Origin of the sequence: Acidovorax sp. LjRoot117 (assembly GCF_964252695.1) — a bacterium.
Classification (GTDB): Bacteria; Pseudomonadota; Gammaproteobacteria; order Burkholderiales; family Burkholderiaceae_C; genus Acidovorax.
In genome coordinates this window covers 153,325-170,701 of record NZ_CAXUPO020000011.1, presented here as the reverse complement: position 1 = coordinate 170,701, position 17,377 = coordinate 153,325, and the positions used below count along the sequence as shown (strand labels likewise).

Genomic DNA, 17,377 nt, shown 5'->3' with positions numbered 1-17,377 from the left:
GTGTTGGGCCTAGTTTGATAAAACATGCTCGATTTCCACCTGCTTGAGCTCGCCGTTCTTTGGATAGTGGTACCAAGCTTCATGTGGTGCTAGTTTGCCGCACTCGATACACTGAGTTTTGAGCCACTTGTAAGAGCAACCGGGACAAACGCCGCGTGTCCAAAATGTGTTCCACGTAGTTCCACAAGATGGCATACAGTCCCACCGGTCCTCGGGTCCCGGGCGCCACTTGCAGTGAGGGCAGTAGATTTCCGCTTTGTCTCGCATAACTCAATCTCGTTGATCGCGAGAGGTCCACCTAGCATTAGATGACTGCAGTTCAACTGACACTTGTCGGATAAAAACAGTGTATTTCACGCTCCCGTGCAAGCTTACAACCCCCCGCCGCTTAGTCAAACCTAAAAATTCCCGGTCAAGAAATGAGCACGAGCGCTGTATCGGCATGCTACAGCGCCCGTGTTGCGTTTAGCTTGCTGGAAAACGCAGCCTACCCCTGCTTCTTCTGCACCATCTTGATCACACTCGAGAAATCCTCTCCTCCAAACCCCGCAATGCTGTGCGCTGCGTAAATCGCACGCGCCATGCCGCCGAGCGGGGTACTGGCCTTCACCGCAATGGCGTTCTCTTGCGCCAAGCCCAGGTCCTTGAGCATCAGGTCCGTACCAAAGCCACCCGCATAGCCCTTGCTCGCAGGCGCGGTTTCCATCACGCCGGGGTAGGGGTTGTACTTCTCCAGCGCCCAGTTGCCGCCCGAGCTGCGGCGCATGATTTCGCTCAGCACCTTGGGGTCCAGGCCGTTGGCCACGCCCAGGGCGATGGCTTCGCTGGTGCCGGCCATCAGGATTCCCAGCAGCATGTTGTTGCAGATCTTGGCGGTCTGGCCCGCACCCACGTCGCCTGCGTGGAAGATGTTGGCGCCCATCTTTTCGAGGATGGGGCGGGCGCGCTCCAGCGCTGCGGTGTCGCCGCCCACCATGAAGGTGAGCGTGCCGGCGATGGCGCCGCCGGTGCCGCCCGAGACGGGCGCGTCGATGAAGGCCAGGCCCCGGGCCTTGGCGGCATCGGCCACCTTGCGCGAGGTGGCGGCGGCGATGGTGGAGCAGTCGATCACCAGTGCGCCCTCGGCCAGCTGGGGCAGCAGGCCGGGCTGCTTGTCGTTGCCCAGGTAGAGCGATTCCACATGCTGGCTGGCGGGCAGCATGCTGATGACGACTTCGGCGCCCAGCACGCAGGTGGCGGCGTCGGCGGCAATGCGCACGCCGTCAGCGGCCAGCTTGTCGCAGGCGGGTTTGGAGAGGTCGAAGGCGCCCACGTCGTGGCCGGCCTTGTGCAGGTTCAGGGCCATGGGGCCGCCCATGTTGCCCAGGCCGATGAATGCGATCTTCATGCTGTGTTGCTCCTTGATGTCGTTGTGATGAGGGGGTGAGGGGGGAGTGACGGTGATGCTGGCACCGCCTGCGATGGCGGGGCCGTGCAGAACGGTGTGATCGGTTAGAAAAGGATTGCTATTAAATTTGTAGCTGGTAGCGCTTGTCCATTAGGCGGTAGGGGCCGAAAAAGCTTCAAACTCAGCCCTCCACACGGGCGCCGCGCGCCAGCAGCTCGGCCCGTAGCACCGAGCGGTGGCAGCGCGGCTCGTGCTCGCAGTAGCAGCCCACCGACATCGCGCTGTGGTGCGACAGCGCGGCCAGCAGGTCCAATGTGCGGCTGGCCTCGGGCTGGGCCAGCTCCTTGCGGAAATGTTGGACGAACGCCTGCCAGTCCTTGTCGCCCTCGGGGCCCGCGGGGACCTGCTGGCCTTGGGTCATCAGCTCTTGCGTGGGGGCGAGCAGCGGGTACCACACGTCGTAGTAGTCGCGGCTGGCGAACTCGGCCTTGGGCACGCCGCGCGGCGGGCGGCGCACGGTGCCGATGCGGGTGCCTTCCCCCGTGGCGCGCGGGGTGCCGAGGCGGACGATGCGGATGGGCATGGTGGTGGCTCCGGGGTGGGCTGGAGGGATGGCGTGTGCTTGCGCGGGGCGAGGGCGGCTCAGTCGTCGGCTTCGAAGATGCTGTGCTTCTTGGCTGCAGCTGTCCTCGTTGCCGCGGTCTTCGTTGGCGGCTTGTTCGCGCCCGCACTCTTGGCGGACGCTTTGGCGGCTGGCTTCTTGCCAGCGGTGGTTGCTGCCTTGCCGGCTGCTGCGGCGGGCGCGCGTTTCTTGCGCGGACTGGCCTTGGCCAGCGGGTTGTACGCCAGGGCTTCGTCGACCCAGAAGCTCCACTGCGCCCGCGTGGAGTAGCCGTTGGGCTCCACCCAGAAGTAGCCTTTCATGCCCCCGCCGGGCGACAGCTCCCGCGTGTTCTGCATCTCCTGCACCTCGCCATGGCGCTCGGGAGGCAGGCGCACCAGCAGTTCTTCCCCCTTGACCGCGATGCACATCTTGCCGTCCACGAAGAACGCATGGGTGCCGAACAGCGGGCGTTCTTCCACATCGCTGCGGTGGTCCAGCGCGGTGCGCACTGCGTCGATCAGGTGCAGGGTTTCGTCGGAGAGGGGGCGGGCGGGCATGGCGTATCCGGGTGTTCAGGTCTTGGCGTTGCGGTCTATGTAGGCTTGGAGAGCGCGCGGGTCTTCGTGCCGGAAGAGCAAGCCGCAGTCTTTGCACATCTGGAATTGGTTCGAGTGAACAGCCACGCCATAAGACGCCCTAAAAAACTTCCACTTGTATCCCGCCGGAATGAACTCGCCCGCGCCTTCGCCCATATGAAGATGCCCTGCCTGCAGGCGCTCCGATTGGCACCCCGGACATCGCGGCAGCGTGGTTTCCTCAAAGCGTGGAAAGTGGGAATAGCGAACGGGACTGTGTGTCATGGAGCGGTATTTTCACCAGCTATCGAATCGCCTCCGTCGCATCCCCATCCAGCATGCGCCGCGCAATGATCACCCGCATGATCTCGTTCGTGCCTTCCAGGATCTGGTGCACGCGGGCGTCGCGCAGCAGGCGCTCCAGCGGGTATTCGCGGATGTAGCCGTAGCCGCCGTGCAGCTGCAGGGCGTCGTTGATGACGGTAAAACCCGCGTCCGTGGCAAAGCGCTTGGCCATGGCGCAGTAGGTGGATGCATCCCGCGCACCGGCGTCCAGTTTGCTCGCGGCCAGGCGCACCATCTGGCGCGCGGCGACGAGTTCGGTGGCCATGTCGGCCAGCTTGAACTGCAGCGCCTGAAAGCTTGCGATCGGCTTGCCGAACTGCTTGCGGTCCTGCATGTACTGCTGGGCGGCGTTCAGCGCGCCTTGCGCAGCGCCCACCGAGCAGGTGGCGATGTTGATGCGGCCGCCGTCCAGGCCCTTCATCGCGATCTTGAAGCCTTCGCCTTCGCGGCCCAACAGGTGGTCGGCGGGGATGCGCACGTTGTCGAAGCTGATGGTGCGCGTGGGCTGGCTGTTCCAGCCCATCTTCTGTTCCTTTTTGCCGTAGCTGATGCCCGGGGCGTCGGCTGGCACCACAAACGCGCTGATTCCGCCCGCGCCCGATGCCGCGTCGCCCGTGCGGGCCATGAGCACCAGCACGTCGGTGGCGCCCGCGCCGCTGATGAAGGCCTTGCTGCCGTTGATGACGTAGTCGTGGCCCACCAGCTCGGCGCGGGTCTTGAGCGAGGCCGCGTCTGAGCCTGCGCCGGGCTCGGTCAGGCAGTACGACGCGAGCTTTTCGCCGGTGGTCAGCAGCGGGCCCCAGTGGTCGCGCAACGCGGGCGTGGCCCAGGTGCCCAGCATCCAGGTGGCCATGTTGTGGATGGTGATGAAGGCGGTGGTCGATGGGTCTACCGCCGCCATCTCTTCGAACACCAGCGTGGCGTCCAGGCGGGGCAGGGCGAGGCCTCCTGCCGCCTCGGGCGCATACAGGCCGCAAAAGCCCAGCTCGCCGGCCTTGGCGATGGCCTCGCGCGGGAAGATGCCTTCCTCGTCCCAGTGCGCGGCGTGGGGTGCCAGCTCCGCCTGGGCGAAGTCGCGGGCGGTCTGGGCAAAGGCGCGCTGCTCTTCGGTGAGTTCAAAGTCCATGGTGTGTCTCGGGGTCGCTGGTTGTCGTTGTGTTTTTCTGGGGGACAGGGTTTGCGCAAACGCACTGCTCACGCGGAGCTTGCCTGTCCTGAGCTTCGTCGAAGGGACGGTGCGCCGCGTAAGGCTTCGACAGGCTCAGCCCGAACGGGTATGTCGAGTTCAAAGGCTCTGAATCCATGGTGCGCATGGCTTTCATGGCTTGGCGGAAGGGTGGTCCAGCGTCAGCCAGCGCATCAACGCCTTGCGCCGCGCCTGGGTCTCGGCGGTCAGGCACTCGTGGTAAACGCGCGGCCCTGTGGGCTCTGACTCGGCACTACGCGTGGACTGCTTGCAGCGCGTGGTGCGCTCGCGCAGCCAGGCCGAATGCTCCTGGCGCAGCTGGGGCCGCTCGTGGGCCGACAGGGCGCGCATCACGTCGCCGTAGAGGATGGCGATCTCAGTGTCCGCCGCCTGGAAGGCTTGCACGGCGCAGGCATTGGTTTCTGGCACTGTGCCGCCGGGGTTGCAGGCAGCGCCGGCCTGGGCGTGGGCTTGCGGCATGGTCAAGAGCACAGAGCAGGGCAGCACAACAGCGATGGCCCAGGCAGGCACTTTGATCTTTGGCAGGTGGAGTTGCATGGCCTGGTTTTAACACCGTCGTTGCGCAGCATGGGGGCCTTCGACAAGTCAGGCTGAACCGTCGCGGTTGGGTTGGGGTTGGTCCGGGTGTTGTCGCACCGGCCGCCATCTCACATCCGTTAGGGCTGAGCCCGTCGAAGCCCTGCGCAGCGCTTCGACCCCCACTCAGCATGAACGGGTGTCTGGCTCTCGGCCAGCGCGGCATGTACCAACCCCCGGCAGCACTTACTTCAAGCTGATCGTGGTATTCACACCGTGCGACACGGTGCTGTCGTCAAACCAGCGTGAGGTCACCGTCTTGGTCTGCGTGTAGAACAGCACGACCTGCTTGCCGTACGGGCCCAGGTCGCCCAGCTTGGACGCGCGCGAGCCCGAGAACGAGAACAGCGGCACCGGCACGGGGATCGGCACGTTGATGCCGACCTGGCCCACATCGATCTCTTCCTGGAACTTGCGCGCCGCGGCACCCGACTGGGTGAAGATGGCGGTGCCGTTGCCGTTGGGGTTGTCGTTGATGAAGGCGATGGCTTCGTCGATGTCTGCCGCGGCCGACAGGCACAGCACGGGGCCGAAGACTTCCTGCTCGTAGATGCTCATGCCGGGCTTGACGCCGCTGAACACCGTGGGGCCCACGAAGTTGCCCTTCTCAAAGCCAGCCACCACGGGTTTGCGGCCATCGAGCTCCAGCTTCGCGCCATCGGCCACGCCGCGCGCGATCAGGCCTTCGACGCGGTCCTTGGCGGCGCAAGACACCACGGGGCCCACGTCCGTGCCCTTTTCGGTGCCGGCGCTGATCTTCAGCGTCTTGGCCTTGGCCACCAGGTCGGGAATCCAGCTTTGCGCCTCGCCCACCAGCACCACCACCGACAGCGCCATGCAGCGCTGGCCTGCAGCGCCAAAGGCCGCACCGGCCAGGGCGTTCAGGGTCTGCTCCTTGTTCGCATCGGGCAGCACGATGGCGTGGTTCTTGGCGCCCATCATGCACTGCACGCGCTTGCCGGCCAGGCTGGCGCGGTTGTAGACGTGGGTGCCGACCTTGGTGGAGCCCACGAAGCTGATCGCCTTGATGTCCTGGTGGTCGCAGATCGCGTTCACGGCCATCTCGCCGCCGTGTATCACGTTGAGCACGCCCGCAGGCACGCCGGCTTCGAGCGCCAGCTCCACCAGGCGCATGGTGACCATCGGGTCCTGCTCGGAGGGCTTGAGCACGAAGGTGTTGCCGGTGGCGATCGCCATCGGGAACATCCACAGCGGGATCATGGCCGGGAAGTTGAAGGGCGTGATGCCCGCACACACGCCCAGCGGCTGCATCAGCGTGTAGGTGTCCACACCACCGGCCACGTTGTTGGCCAGCTCGCCCAACTGCAGGTTGCCGATGCTGGCGGCGTGCTCGACCACTTCCAGGCCGCGGAACACGTCGCCTTCGGCGTCCGGCAGCGTCTTGCCTTGCTCGGCGGTGAGGATGGCGGCCAGCTCGGCCATGTTCTCGCGGATGAGCTGCTGGTACTTGAGGAAGATGCGGGCGCGCGTGCCGATGGGCGTCTTCTTCCAGGTCTTGAAGGCTTCCTTGGCCGAGGCGACTGCGGCATCGATCTCGTCGGCCGTGGCAAACGGCACGCGCGCCAGCACTTCTTGCGTGGCGGGGTTGACCACATCGCGCCACTCGGTGGTCTTGGACTCGACGAACTGTCCGCCGATCAGCAGCTTGACGGTGGGGGCCAGCACGGCCTGCGAGGTGGGTGCGTTCATGGGTGTTGTCTCCTGAATGGAATAGGGCGCCGCAGCGGGTAACCAGCGCATGGTAGCTGTGCAAATTTGTGAAGACAATAGACAATACTGCGCACAAGGTTTGCAAAAATGCAGATCGGTCGCGAGCGATGGGGCTCGCGAGACGCCGTACAGAGAGGGCTTATGGACTGGGACAACCTGCGCTACTTCCTGGAGCTGGCCCGCGCCGGCACGCTGGTGGGCGCTGCGCGCCGCCTGGCCGTGGACCACACCACGGTGGCGCGGCGCATCCAGGCGCTGGAAAAGCAGGTTGGCTCGGCCCTGTTCGCCCGTGAGGCCGGCGGCCACCGGCTGACCGAGGCGGGCCGCGCGCTCCAGCCCCAGGTGGAGGCCATGGAGGCCGCCTTTTTGGCGGTGGAGAACGCCGCGCCCGGCGCGCGCCAGGGCCTGCAGGGCCTGGTGCGCATCGGCACCACCGAAGGCTTCGGCAACTTGGTGCTGGCGCCGCAGCTGGCGCACTTTGCGCTGGAGCACCCCGGCCTGGTGCTGGACCTGCTGGCCTTGCCGCGCCTGGTGCACCTGTCGCGGCGCGAGGCGGACATCGTGATATCGCTGGAGCGGCCTGCGCGCGGGGCGGTGCTGGTGGTCAAGCTCACCGACTACGTGCTGCAGTTGTACGGCACGCGCAGCTACTTGGCCCGCCATGCGCCCATCCGCACGGCGGACGACCTGCGCGGCCACAGCTTCATCAGCTATGTGGACGACCTGCTGTTCACCAAGGAGCTGCAGATCCTGGACGAGCTGCACCGCCCCGCGCGGTTTGCGCTGCGCAGCACCAGCATCCTGGCGCAGTACGAGGCAGTGCGCGCCGGTGCCGGGCTGGCAGTGCTGCCGGCCTTCGTTGCGGCGCAAGACCCGGCGCTCACGGCCGTGCTGCCCGGCACGGCGCGTTTCACCCGCACGTTCTGGATGTCGATGCCCGAGGAAAACAAGCACGTGGCCCGCATGCAGGCCACCTGGGCCTTCCTGCGTGAGACCGTGGGTGCCCAGCAGGGCGTGCTGCTGCCCGACTGAGCGGGGCGCACGGCGCGGCCGGGCCCGGTGAGCGTTGCGCACACGGTGCCTGTCACCATGCCGCGATAGGATCGGCGGCATGAACCCAACAGCACCGTCCACCCCCATCGCGCCGCGCATTCGCCTGCGGGCAGCGGCAGTCATCACCCGGCCCGGGCAGGTGCTGCTGCACCGTGCCGAAGGCGACATGTTCTGGGCACTGCCCGGCGGCGGCATCGAGCCGGGCGAGAGCGCCGCCCAAGCGCTGGTGCGCGAGATGCACGAAGAACTGGGCGTGGCGGTGGAGCCGGGCGCGCTGGCCTGCGTGGTGGAGAACTTCTTTGCCTATGGCGGCGTGGACTACCACGAGATGGGTCTGTACCTGCATGCCGAGCCGCAGCCCGGCAGCCTTCTGGACCAGACGCCCGGCCCGTATGTGGGTGCCGAAGGCCATCGCGGGCTGGAGTTTGCGTGGTTTGCCCGTGCCAGCCTGGCCCAACTGGACCTGCGCCCGGCCTTCCTTGGCGAAGCCTTGGCAACGCTGGGTGACGTGCCTGGCCCTGTGCCTCACTTCGTGCACCGCGACCCGGCCCCCGCACCCACCGACCCGAAAGCCCCCGCATGAATCCTCGCGACCTGGAGTCCTACCTGCACGACCACATCCCCCTGGCCCGTGCCATGGGCGTGTCGGTGGTGGACGCATCACCGCAGCGCGTGGTGCTGACTGCGCCGCTGGCGCCCAACATCAACCACCGCGACACGGTGTTTGGCGGCAGCGCGTCGGCCGTGGCGATCCTGGCCGCGTGGAGCATGCTGCATGTGCGGCTGTCGGCCGAAGGGCTGGGCAGCCGGCTGGTCATCCAGCGCAACACCATGGACTACCTGGCGCCCATGGCCGGCACCTTCACTGCCGTGGCCGACGCCCCGTCGGCCGCGGTGTGGAGTTCCTTCACCCGCATGCTGCAGCGCAAGGGCATCGGGCGCATCGTGCAGGCGTCGGTGCTGCACTACGAGGGCCAGCCCGCCGGGCGGCTGGAGGGCGAGTTCGTCGCCTTCGGGCCGGGCTACCAGTCGCTGGCCTGAAGGGCCGGGGCTTGCCGGGCCACCGGAACATCACAACAGCAGGAGAACACGATGGGACTTTTTGACGGCGTCATGGGCAATGCATCCAAGATCGATGCAGCGAAGATCCAGGAAGAGTTCGGGCGCATCCTCGCGCCCGGCGAGGTGGTGGAGCATGCCTACCAGCTCATCCGCGACTACTTCGTGTTCACCAACAAGCGGCTGGTGCTGGTGGACAAGCAGGGCATGACGGGAAGCAAGGTCGAATACCACTCGCTGCCCTACAAGAGCATCACGCACTTCAGCATCGAGACCGGCGGAACCTTCGATCTGGATGCCGAGTTGAAAATCTGGATATCGGGCAGCGCCGCGCCGTTTCAAAAGCAGTTCAACAAGCGGCTCAGCATCTACGAGGTGCAGTCGGTGCTGGCGGGCTACGTGCTCAAGTAGGCAAGGTGGGGGGCGATGTCGCCGCTTTTCAGGCCTTTGCCAGGTGCACGGTGCGGGTACCCTGGCGGGGCAAGGCGAAACGGTGGCCCGTCGATGGTCGTCCCACGGCACCGGAGTGTCGCCACACAGGAGTTCATGGCGATGTCACCTCTCATTTCCGGCCTGGCGTCCGTCGCGTCGATGGTCTTCAACGCCGCCTCGGGCGGATCCTCCAAGGCAGCGGCCACGCGCCGCAGCAGCGAGACGGCCGATGCGCAGCCCTCTGCGGTCGTCACGCTCAGCCCGCAGGCCGAGGCGCTGGCCGGGTTCGCCGGCAAGGGCATTCTGGTGTCGCAAGGCAAGCTCGATGGTGCCTTGGGTGCCGTCCAGCGCGGTGGCGCGCAGAGCGGGGGCAGTGCAGGTCTTGCCGGCAATGGCTCGTCCGTGTCGGTGCAGGACTTTCAGGAGATCCTGACCCGCTTTGGCGCCGACGATGCCCAAAAGCAGCAGATCACGGCGGGCTTTGATGCCAACAAGGACGGCAGCATCTCGCACGACGAGTTCTTGAAGGGCATGGCCAGCACATCGATCCAGAAGCAGGGCACTGATTTCTCGCAAGCGGTGCTTCAGTTGATGGACAAGGGTGGCGATGCCAATGGCGTGGTGAACCAGAACGAGTTCGCAGCGTTCACCACCGCGTTCGCCGGCGCAGAAAAGCGCGTGGGCACGGTGTAAGTACAGCGCCCACGAAAAAGCGGCCCGAGGGCCGCTTTTTTCTGGAAGGTGTGACAACGGGATGCTGCGGGCGTTATCCGCCCGCGCCACCCTGGTGCCGCACTTTTATATCCTGCCCATGAGCAGCAGGATCACCAGGATCAACACCACGAGGCCGATACCACCGCTGGGTCCGTAGCCCCACGAGCGGCTGTGGCCCCAGGTTGGCAGTGCGCCAACGAGGATGAGGATCAGGACAATCAGCAGAATCAGCGAGAGCGACATGGCAGTTCCTTGTTATGGGTTACGGTGAATGAATTGTTGGGCCCGTACCCTGCAGGTGACCGAAGGTGCTGCGCCTGCTCCCGGGTCAGGAATTTCCGACAGGGAGTGTGGGATTGCAGGGGCGCGTGGCGGCCCGCGGGCGAGGATGGCATCTGCCGTTGCTCGCTGGGTGACCGCCCGTGTGATTGCTATCAATGGGATAGCTGCTGGCGCAATCCAGGCAAGCGGTAGCGATCATTTTGGAGTTGGGGCGTCAGCGTGGCGTGTGGCGAGCCCTGCAGTTGCCGCGCGATGCGTGGCACCAAAAAAAGAACCGGCCTGAGGGCCGGTTCTTCGCGCTGTGGCACTGCGGGCGCAGGCCCCGCTGCGCTGTCAGTGCGCCCCACCGGCGTCGGCCGCGCCGCCGCCCGCGGCCCGTGGCGGCCGCTTGGTCAGCCAGATCAGCCCGATGAGCAGCAGGAACAAAAACGCCGACCCGAGGAAGATGTCGTTGGCAGCCCGCGTGAAGGCCTGCTGGTCGATCAGCCGGTTGATCTGCGCCAGCGCCTGCATCTGCGTGAGGCCCGATGCGGTGAGATTGTCCAGCGTCTGCCCGAACACCCCCTGGCCTTGCACCAGCCCTTCGGTCAGGTGCGCGTGGTGCATGGCGGCGCGGCTCTCCCAGAGCGTGGTGGCGATCGACGTGCCCATGGCCCCGGCGGTGATCCGCACGAAGTTGGACAACCCCGCAGCCGCCGGTATGCGCTCGGGCGGGATGCCGGCCAAGGTCAGCGTCGTCAACGGAATGAAGAAGAACGCCATGGCCGCGCCCTGCAGCAGGGTGGGGATCAGGATGTGGATGAAGTCCGTCTGCACCGTGAACTGCGAGCGCATCCACAGCACCGTGCTGAACACGATGAACGCGCCCGTGGCCATGCGGCGCGGGTCCCACTGGCCGACCTTCTTGCCCACCAGTGGCGTGAGCAGGATGGCGAACACGCCCACCGGCGCCAGCGCCATGCCGGCCGAGGTGGCGGTGTAGCCCATCCACTGCTGCAGCCACAGCGGCAGCAGCACCACGTTGCCGAAGAAGAGGGCATACGCCACCGACAGCGCGAGTGCACCGAAGGTGAAGTTGCGGCCCTTGAAGAGCTTCAAGTCCACCACCGGGTGCTTCTCGGTCAGCTCCCACACCAGGAACACCGCAAACGCGACCACGGCCACCACGGCCATGATGACGATCTCGCCGGAGGCGAACCAGTCGAGCTCCTTGCCCTTGTCGAGCATGAGCTGCAGCGCACCGACCCACAGCACCAGCAGGGACAGCCCCACCGTGTCGATGGGCAGCTTGCGGATCGGCGTCTCGCGCTTGCGGTAGATGCCCCAGGTGAGCAGACCGGCCAGCAGGCCCACGGGCACGTTGATGTAGAAGATCCACGGCCAGGAGATGTTGTCCGTGATCCATCCGCCCAGCAGCGGCCCCACCACCGGCGCGACCAGCGTGGTGACCCCCCACAGGGCAAGAGCGGTGCCCGCCAGCGCCTTGGGGTAACTGGCGAGCAGCAGCGTCTGGCTCAGCGGGATCATCGGCCCGGCCACCAGGCCCTGCAGCACGCGGAAGAACACCAGCATCTCCAGCGACGAGGCGAACCCGCACAGCCAGGAGGTGAGCACGAACAGCAGCACGCTCATGGTGAACAGGCGCACGGCGCCAAAGCGCTGCGTGAGCCAGCCGGTGAGCGGCACCGAGATGGCATTGGCCACGCCAAAGCTGGTGATGACCCACGTGCCCTGGCCGGGGCTCACGCCCAGGTCGCCGGCAATGGCGGGGATGGAGACGTTGGCGATGGACGAGTCCAGCACGTTCATGAACGTGGCCAGCGACAGCGACAGCGTGCCCAGCAGCAGGGCGGTGCCCTGCAGTGGCGGGTACGCGGCGGGTGGGCCCGAGGGGGCCGAAGGCGGCGGTGCGGCAGGGGCCGCTGGCGCGGCGGGTGCCTGGCCTGCGGTGTCTGCAGTGGGGTTGGCGGCAGTCATGCGAACCCCGGCTTACTGCACCGCTGGCGACTGCAGTGGCTGTGACGACGCTGCGGGGGCTGACGCATGTTTTTCGACACGGGGCGCAGGGAGCGTCGTGGCGAGTGCCGGAGCCTTTGCAGTGCCTGTGCCAGCCGCGCTCACCCTGGGCGACGCCGCGGCCACGGCGGCCTTGCTGCTGCGGCCCAGGTTGGCGGCGATGATCTGCGCGACTTCATCGTCGGCTGCCTTGAACTGCTCGTCGAACACGGCGGTGGCGGCCACGGGGGTGGAGCGCTGCGTGTCGGCCAGGGTCTTGCCGCTCTGGTCGGCCGTGTCCACCTTGACTTCCATCGACAGGCCCACACGCAGCGGGTGCTCGGCCACCTGCTTGGCGTCCAGCGCGATGCGCACGGGCACCCGCTGCACCACCTTGATCCAGTTGCCCGTGGCGTTCTGTGCGGGCAGCAGCGCAAACGCTGCGCCGGTGCCGGCACCCAGGCCGGTCACGGTGCCGTGGTACTTGACCTTGGTGCCGTACACATCGGCTTCCAGCTCGGCGGGCTGGCCGATGCGCAGGCTTTGCAGCTGGCTTTCCTTGAAGTTCGCGTCTACCCACAGATCGTTCAGGGCCACCAGCGTCATCAGCGGCGCGCCGGCCTGCACGCGCTGTCCCACCTGCACGCCGCGCTTGGCCACGTGGCCGTCCAGCGGCGCGACCAGCTGGGCGCGTTGCACGGCCAGGTAGGCCTCGCGCACGCGGGCCGAGGCGCGCTGCACGTTGGGGTGCTGCTCGATGGAGGTGCCTTCGGTCTGCGTCTGGCTGGCGGCCAGTTGCTCTTGCGCGGCCACCACGGCCGACTGCGCAGCGGCCACGGTGCTCTTGGCGGCCGTGACCTGGGCCGTGGCGTGCTGGAACTCTTCCTTGCCCACGGCGCCGCTGGCCATCAGCGGGGCACGGCGGGTCACGTCGTCCTGCAGGCGTGCGGCTTCTGCCTGCGCGCGGGCCAGGTCGGCGCTGCGCAGGCTGACCTGGGCCTTCAGCGTGGAGTTGTTGGCGAACAGCGTGCGCACTTCGCGCACGGCCTGCGCCAGCTGGGCCTCGGCCTGCTCCAGCGCCACGCGGGCGTCGGCAGGGTCGAGCTTGACCAGCAACTGGCCGGCCTTGACATAGTCGGTGTCGTCCGCGCCGATGGAGACGACGGTGCCGCCCACCTGGGGCGTGATCTGCACCACGTTGCCGGCCACGTAGGCGTTGTCGGTGGTCTCCACATGGCGGCCGTTGGCCCAGTGCCATCCGCCCCAGGCGATGGCAGCGATCGCCACGGCAGCGGCGATCACGGTCAGGCCGCGGCGGCGGGCGGGGTTGGTGGCTTTGGGGGTGGCAAGGGGTTCGCTCATGGCAGTGGTCTTTCAGGAATGCGTTGTTATGTGGTTTTTGTAGGGGGCAGGCTCGGGGCAGGCTCGGGGCTGTTGCGCTGGTCAGCGTTCGGGCGTCACCCCGACCGTTCGGGCTGAGCCTATCGAAGCCTTGCGCGGCGCGTCGACAGGCTCAGCGTGAACGGATGGGGGACCGGCATGCATGCAGCCTCAGTGGATGTCTATCGCGCCGCGGTCTGCAGCACTGCCGTGTCATCCGTCCAGCCGCCGCCCAGCGCCTTCATCAGCTGCAGGCGGGTATCGATCTGGCGGGCGCGCAGGTCCACGGCCAGACGGCGCTGGGCCAGGACCTGGTTTTCGGTGGACAGCACCACCAGGTAGTTGCCCAGGCCCGCGCGGTAGCGCTCTTGCGCAAAGCGGTAGGCCTTCTCGGCGCTGGCCACGGCGTCGTCCTGCAGCGTTTGCTGGCGGGTGAGCGACTGGATGGAGGCCATGGCGTCGCCGGCTTCCTTCACGGCATCGAGCACCGCGCCGTTGTACTGGGCGATGGCGGCGTCCAGTTCGGCCTGGCGGCCGCCCAGCTGCGCGCGCAGACGGCCGCCGTCGAAGATGGGCAGGCGCAGCGCCGGGGTCACGCCCATCTGGCGCGAGCCGGCGTTGAACAGATTGTCCAGGCCCAGCGAGTTCAGGCCGATGAACGCTGCGATGTTGATGTTGGGGTAGAACTCGCTGCGCGCACTGTTCACGCCCTGCGTGGCGGCTTCGACGCGCCAGCGTGCGGCCACCACGTCGGGGCGGCGGCCCAGCAGGTCGGCGCCCAGCACGTCCGGCACCGTGTTGCGCTGCAGCTGGGACAACTGCGGGGCCAGCGTCGGCAGCGCATCGGGCGCCTGTCCGCTCAGCACCGCGATCTGGCGGCGGGCCAGCGTGATCTGCTCTTCCAGCGCTTCGATCTGGGTGCGGGCGTCGGGCACGGCGGCCTGGGCCTGCGTCAGCTCGACCTGGCTGTCCAGGCCGGCGGACACGCGTTCCTGCGTCAGGCGCTGTTGCTCTTCGCGCTGGGCGAGCGCACGCTGGGCCACATCGCGTTGCGATACCAGCCGGGCCAGCGCCACATAGCTGCGGCCCACCTGCGCGGCCAGGGTGTTGGCGGCGGCGGCGGCATCGGCCTGCGCGGCGCGGGCCTGGCCCAGCGCGGCCTGCAGCTCGGCGGCATGCTGGCCGAAGAAGTCCGGCGACCACGACAGGGTGGCCTGCACCGTGCCGCTGTTGTAGGTGTTGCCGGCGATGGGCGCGGGCACCAGGCCGTTGGCGGTGTAGCGCTGGCGGGTCACATCCACACCCAGGTTGACCTGCGGGCCGTTGGCCGCTTCACGCACCTGGCTCAGGGCAACCGCCTGCTCCAGCCGGGCGCGGCTGACGGCCAGGCTGGGGCTGCCCTGCAGGGCTTGTTCGATCAGGGTGTTGAGCTGTGCATCGCCCAGCGTGGTCCACCACTGGCTGGGTGCGGCGGTGTCGCTGGCGGTGGATGCATTCAGGCCCACGGCGGCGGGCGTGGTCTGCGCCAGCGGGGTGTGCGGCGCGCCGGGGCTGGCGCAGCCGACCAGCAGGATGGCGGCGGCCAGGGCCAGTGCCGACACGGCGAAATGGGCGGCAAAGGCAGAGCGGACCGAGGGCAGGGGAGTGGTGGCGGTGGTGGTCACGGGGTTCTCCAGAATGGTTTTGGTGTGTTGTATGGAGGAGGACGAAGGCGGTTGCATCGGTGGGGTCAAGGCCCCGGGCGTTCCTTCATGCTGACGGCGCCGAAGATGCAGCCGGCGTTGAAGGCGTTGACGCCGTTGAAGGCGGCTTGCCGTTCACCAGCATGCGGCGCAGCAGGCTCAGCAGCAGTTGCCACTCCGCGTGGCTGAAGTCGCTGAGGTGGACGTTGAGCACGTCGGCCAGCACCGCCGGCACGCGCGATGCGACCTGGTCGCCATCGGGCGTGAGCGTCAGGCGGACGACGCGGCGGTCGGTGGTGGACCGCTCGCGCACCACCAGGCCCTTGGCCTCCAGGCGGTCCATCGCGCGGGTCATCGAGGCCGGGTCGGTCTCCAGGTCCCGCGCCAGGCTGGCCACGGTGGTCTGGTCGCAGCGCGAGATCTTGAACAACGGCAGCCACTGCGCATACGTCAGGTCGTGCGTAGACAGCTGCGCGTCGGCCTGCGTGCGGATCGACGACATCACCTTGCGCATCAGGTAGCCCACGCTTTCCTCAGGCTCCAGGTGGCTGGGGCTGTAAAAACCTTGGGCGGAAGAGTCGGAAGGCTGAGATGTCATGGGTAGGGAATTTAATTGACTAGACAATTATTGTCTTGGCAATGAGAAACGCCCACAACGGCATCAGGGATTTTTTGTGCAGACGATTTGCTATGAAATGAATAGCTGCTAGCGCAATGTGGTCAAGCGGTAGGGGCAGATTTTTAGCCTGATGTTGGCCTCCCACGCTCGGTGCAGTCCGCCGTTGACGCCCCCAGAGGCCGGCGCCTCAAGCAGCTAGTCAGTGGCCGACCAGGCGCCGGGCCCATGCGGGCAGCGGTGGGACCAGCGGCGTGGTCTGCGTGGGCGAGCACATCGCCACCAACTGAGGTCCGGTGTCCATGGCTTCGGCAGCGTCATACAGGTACGACACGTCGGCCCGGCGCACGGCCAGGGCCAGGTTGTCCATGGTGCGGGGGTAGCGCGCCAGGATGCGGTCTGGCGGCACGGCGTGCCCGCCTTCGCGCACGCGCTGCGCCACGCGGGGCAGCAGCCGCGCCGGGTCGTCCAGCGCCACGATGTACAGGGCCACTGTGTAGCCGCATCGCTGGGCGTCTTCAATCAGCGTGAGTTTGGAGGGGTGCGAGAACACGGTCTCGCTGGCGAAATCAGCACCTTCGCGCAGCAGCGTGGCCCGGCGTGCATCGGCCCATTGCCGGGCGGCTTCGGACCGGGCCTCGGGGTCGGCGATGTGCTGCAGGTGGGCCTGTTCATGCAGGTCGGCGTTCACGAATTCCAGCGGCGGGCCCAGGATGCCTTCGCGCACCAGCGCGCGGTACAGCGTGGATTTGCCTGCGCCGTTGGGGCCGGCCAGCAGGTGGAACCAGCGGGGTGAGGTGGCGATGCCGGGTGGTGAAGAGCGAGACTGCGAAGAAGTCATCAAGCCATCACGCCATCCGGCTGTCAAGCGGCGGTGGCGCCGGCCTTGGCCTGGTTTTCCTGAACCACCTCACGCACCCGCTGGGCCAGCGTGCCGCGTGTTTGTGCAGCCAGCAGGCGGGCGGTGAGTGCGTCCACCGACGCCGGGGCCGCCAGGGTGTGGTGCCGCAAGGCTGCCGCCTCGTACTGTTCGATGGCGCTGCGGGCTTCCGACACGCTCAAACCCGTGTGTTCCACGATCTGCCCCAGCGTGGCCCAGTATTCGATCTGGCTGGCCACCGAGCGGCGCATGGGCTGCGCGGCCTGGCGGGCCTGCTCCACCAGGTGCGCGGGGAGTTTGACGGAAGAAAAGGCGGTGGCGGACATGGTGGTCTCCTGATTGGCGCATTTTGCGCCAATCAGGCTAAATCCGCAACGCCGCCCAGCACGCCGCGCGCGGTGCGCAGCGTCCACCGCCCAAGCTTGGGCCCAAGCGCGCGCATCAGTCCGGCGCGTACTTGTCGCCCACCTCTTCGCGCAGGGGGTGGGTGTCGTAGACGATGTTCATGTCGCGGATGAGCGCGCTGCCCGCGCCGAAGGTGAAAACGTCCACGCAAGTGAAGGTCACCTCGCGTCCGTCGTTCAGCGTCCAGTCATAGCGGAAGTAGGCGGCAACGCGCACGGCGCCCCCGTCAGCGCCAGGCAGCACCGAGCCAAACAGGTCCAGCACGGTGATCACGCTGCCGCTGGAGGCCTGGGCCAGCTTCTTGAAGAAGTCGCTGGCGCGCATGGTGCCGAGAAACGGTGAGTGCACCACGCCATCGGGCTCGAAGCAGGCGATCAGCCCCTCGGTGTTGCTCGCATGCAGGTGGCCGAGGTAGGTGCGTACGGTGTCAATCGGTTGCTGGGTCACGGGGTGT

General features: G+C 67.1%; 19 protein-coding genes. 5 read left to right on the top strand and 14 right to left on the bottom strand.

The features are described from left to right. Nucleotides 1-487: 487 nt before the first annotated feature. The 6 genes from mmsB to ACSQ3D_RS22585 all read right to left on the bottom strand — a co-directional run bounded on the left by mmsB (nt 488) and on the right by ACSQ3D_RS22585 (nt 6,404). The gene (mmsB, locus tag ACSQ3D_RS22610; RefSeq protein WP_436128404.1) at nt 488-1,387 is read right to left on the bottom strand and encodes a 3-hydroxyisobutyrate dehydrogenase; all 900 of its coding nucleotides are present in this window, start codon (nt 1,385-1,387) and stop codon (nt 488-490) included. Between the two features lie 181 nt (nt 1,388-1,568). Then, nucleotides 1,569-1,970 carry a DUF488 domain-containing protein gene (locus ACSQ3D_RS22605; RefSeq protein WP_436128403.1) on the bottom strand — a complete coding sequence of 134 codons (402 nt, stop codon included), beginning with the start codon at nt 1,968-1,970 and terminating at the stop codon, nt 1,569-1,571. Between the two features lie 59 nt (nt 1,971-2,029). Further along, nucleotides 2,030-2,548, bottom strand: a complete 519-nt coding sequence (locus tag ACSQ3D_RS22600) for a TfoX/Sxy family protein (protein WP_436128402.1) — start codon at nt 2,546-2,548, stop codon at nt 2,030-2,032. A gap of 322 nt (nt 2,549-2,870) precedes the next feature. After that, a complete protein-coding gene (locus tag ACSQ3D_RS22595; RefSeq protein ID WP_436128401.1) occupies nt 2,871-4,037 on the bottom strand; it encodes an acyl-CoA dehydrogenase family protein in 1,167 nt (388 codons plus the stop codon). Nucleotides 4,038-4,229: 192 nt separating this feature from the next. Then, nucleotides 4,230-4,577: a lysozyme inhibitor LprI family protein gene (locus ACSQ3D_RS22590; protein WP_156370780.1), complete on the bottom strand. Its 348-nt coding sequence runs from the start codon at nt 4,575-4,577 to the stop codon at nt 4,230-4,232. Nucleotides 4,578-4,880: 303 nt separating this feature from the next. Continuing rightward, the gene (locus ACSQ3D_RS22585) at nt 4,881-6,404 is read right to left on the bottom strand and encodes a CoA-acylating methylmalonate-semialdehyde dehydrogenase (protein WP_436128400.1); all 1,524 of its coding nucleotides are present in this window, start codon (nt 6,402-6,404) and stop codon (nt 4,881-4,883) included. Between the two features lie 162 nt (nt 6,405-6,566). Here ACSQ3D_RS22585 and ACSQ3D_RS22580 point away from each other — a divergent pair, with 162 nt between their 5' ends. From ACSQ3D_RS22580 to ACSQ3D_RS22560, 5 genes are all read left to right on the top strand, one after another. Beyond that, nucleotides 6,567-7,457 carry a LysR family transcriptional regulator gene (locus ACSQ3D_RS22580; RefSeq protein ID WP_436128399.1) on the top strand — a complete coding sequence of 297 codons (891 nt, stop codon included), beginning with the start codon at nt 6,567-6,569 and terminating at the stop codon, nt 7,455-7,457. 79 nt (nt 7,458-7,536) lie between these two features. Beyond that, nucleotides 7,537-8,061, top strand: a complete 525-nt coding sequence (locus ACSQ3D_RS22575; protein ID WP_436128398.1) for an NUDIX hydrolase — start codon at nt 7,537-7,539, stop codon at nt 8,059-8,061. Continuing rightward, complete coding sequence (locus ACSQ3D_RS22570) at nt 8,058-8,519, top strand: YiiD C-terminal domain-containing protein (RefSeq protein ID WP_436128397.1); 462 nt, start codon at nt 8,058-8,060, stop codon at nt 8,517-8,519. Before ACSQ3D_RS22575 ends, ACSQ3D_RS22570 begins: the two co-directional genes overlap by 4 nt. A gap of 51 nt (nt 8,520-8,570) precedes the next feature. Further along, nucleotides 8,571-8,948 carry a PH domain-containing protein gene (locus ACSQ3D_RS22565; RefSeq protein WP_056414834.1) on the top strand — a complete coding sequence of 126 codons (378 nt, stop codon included), beginning with the start codon at nt 8,571-8,573 and terminating at the stop codon, nt 8,946-8,948. A gap of 141 nt (nt 8,949-9,089) precedes the next feature. Then, nucleotides 9,090-9,662, top strand: coding sequence for an EF-hand domain-containing protein (locus tag ACSQ3D_RS22560; RefSeq protein ID WP_436128396.1), 573 nt, complete (start codon nt 9,090-9,092; stop codon nt 9,660-9,662). A gap of 105 nt (nt 9,663-9,767) precedes the next feature. Here the strand turns inward: ACSQ3D_RS22560 and ACSQ3D_RS22555 are convergent, their stop codons facing one another. The 8 genes from ACSQ3D_RS22555 to ACSQ3D_RS22520 form a co-directional block, all read right to left on the bottom strand. Continuing rightward, nucleotides 9,768-9,926, bottom strand: a complete 159-nt coding sequence (locus tag ACSQ3D_RS22555; RefSeq protein WP_007856361.1) for a DUF3309 family protein — start codon at nt 9,924-9,926, stop codon at nt 9,768-9,770. Between the two features lie 372 nt (nt 9,927-10,298). After that, nucleotides 10,299-11,942: a DHA2 family efflux MFS transporter permease subunit gene (locus ACSQ3D_RS22550; protein WP_056414839.1), complete on the bottom strand. Its 1,644-nt coding sequence runs from the start codon at nt 11,940-11,942 to the stop codon at nt 10,299-10,301. 12 nt (nt 11,943-11,954) lie between these two features. Continuing rightward, nucleotides 11,955-13,322 carry an HlyD family secretion protein gene (locus ACSQ3D_RS22545; RefSeq protein ID WP_436128395.1) on the bottom strand — a complete coding sequence of 456 codons (1,368 nt, stop codon included), beginning with the start codon at nt 13,320-13,322 and terminating at the stop codon, nt 11,955-11,957. Between the two features lie 200 nt (nt 13,323-13,522). Then, nucleotides 13,523-15,004: an efflux transporter outer membrane subunit gene (locus ACSQ3D_RS22540; protein ID WP_436128394.1), complete on the bottom strand. Its 1,482-nt coding sequence runs from the start codon at nt 15,002-15,004 to the stop codon at nt 13,523-13,525. Between the two features lie 85 nt (nt 15,005-15,089). Next, nucleotides 15,090-15,620 (bottom strand): MarR family winged helix-turn-helix transcriptional regulator, encoded by a 531-nt coding sequence (locus ACSQ3D_RS22535; RefSeq protein WP_056414845.1) that lies wholly within the window; start codon nt 15,618-15,620, stop codon nt 15,090-15,092. A 220-nt stretch (nt 15,621-15,840) separates the two neighbouring features. Further along, a complete protein-coding gene (locus ACSQ3D_RS22530; RefSeq protein ID WP_436128393.1) occupies nt 15,841-16,479 on the bottom strand; it encodes a zeta toxin family protein in 639 nt (212 codons plus the stop codon). Between the two features lie 23 nt (nt 16,480-16,502). Further along, nucleotides 16,503-16,844 carry a TA system antitoxin ParD family protein gene (locus tag ACSQ3D_RS22525; protein WP_436128392.1) on the bottom strand — a complete coding sequence of 114 codons (342 nt, stop codon included), beginning with the start codon at nt 16,842-16,844 and terminating at the stop codon, nt 16,503-16,505. Nucleotides 16,845-16,959: 115 nt separating this feature from the next. Continuing rightward, a complete protein-coding gene (locus ACSQ3D_RS22520) occupies nt 16,960-17,370 on the bottom strand; it encodes a nuclear transport factor 2 family protein (RefSeq protein WP_056414852.1) in 411 nt (136 codons plus the stop codon). Nucleotides 17,371-17,377 lie beyond the last annotated feature (7 nt).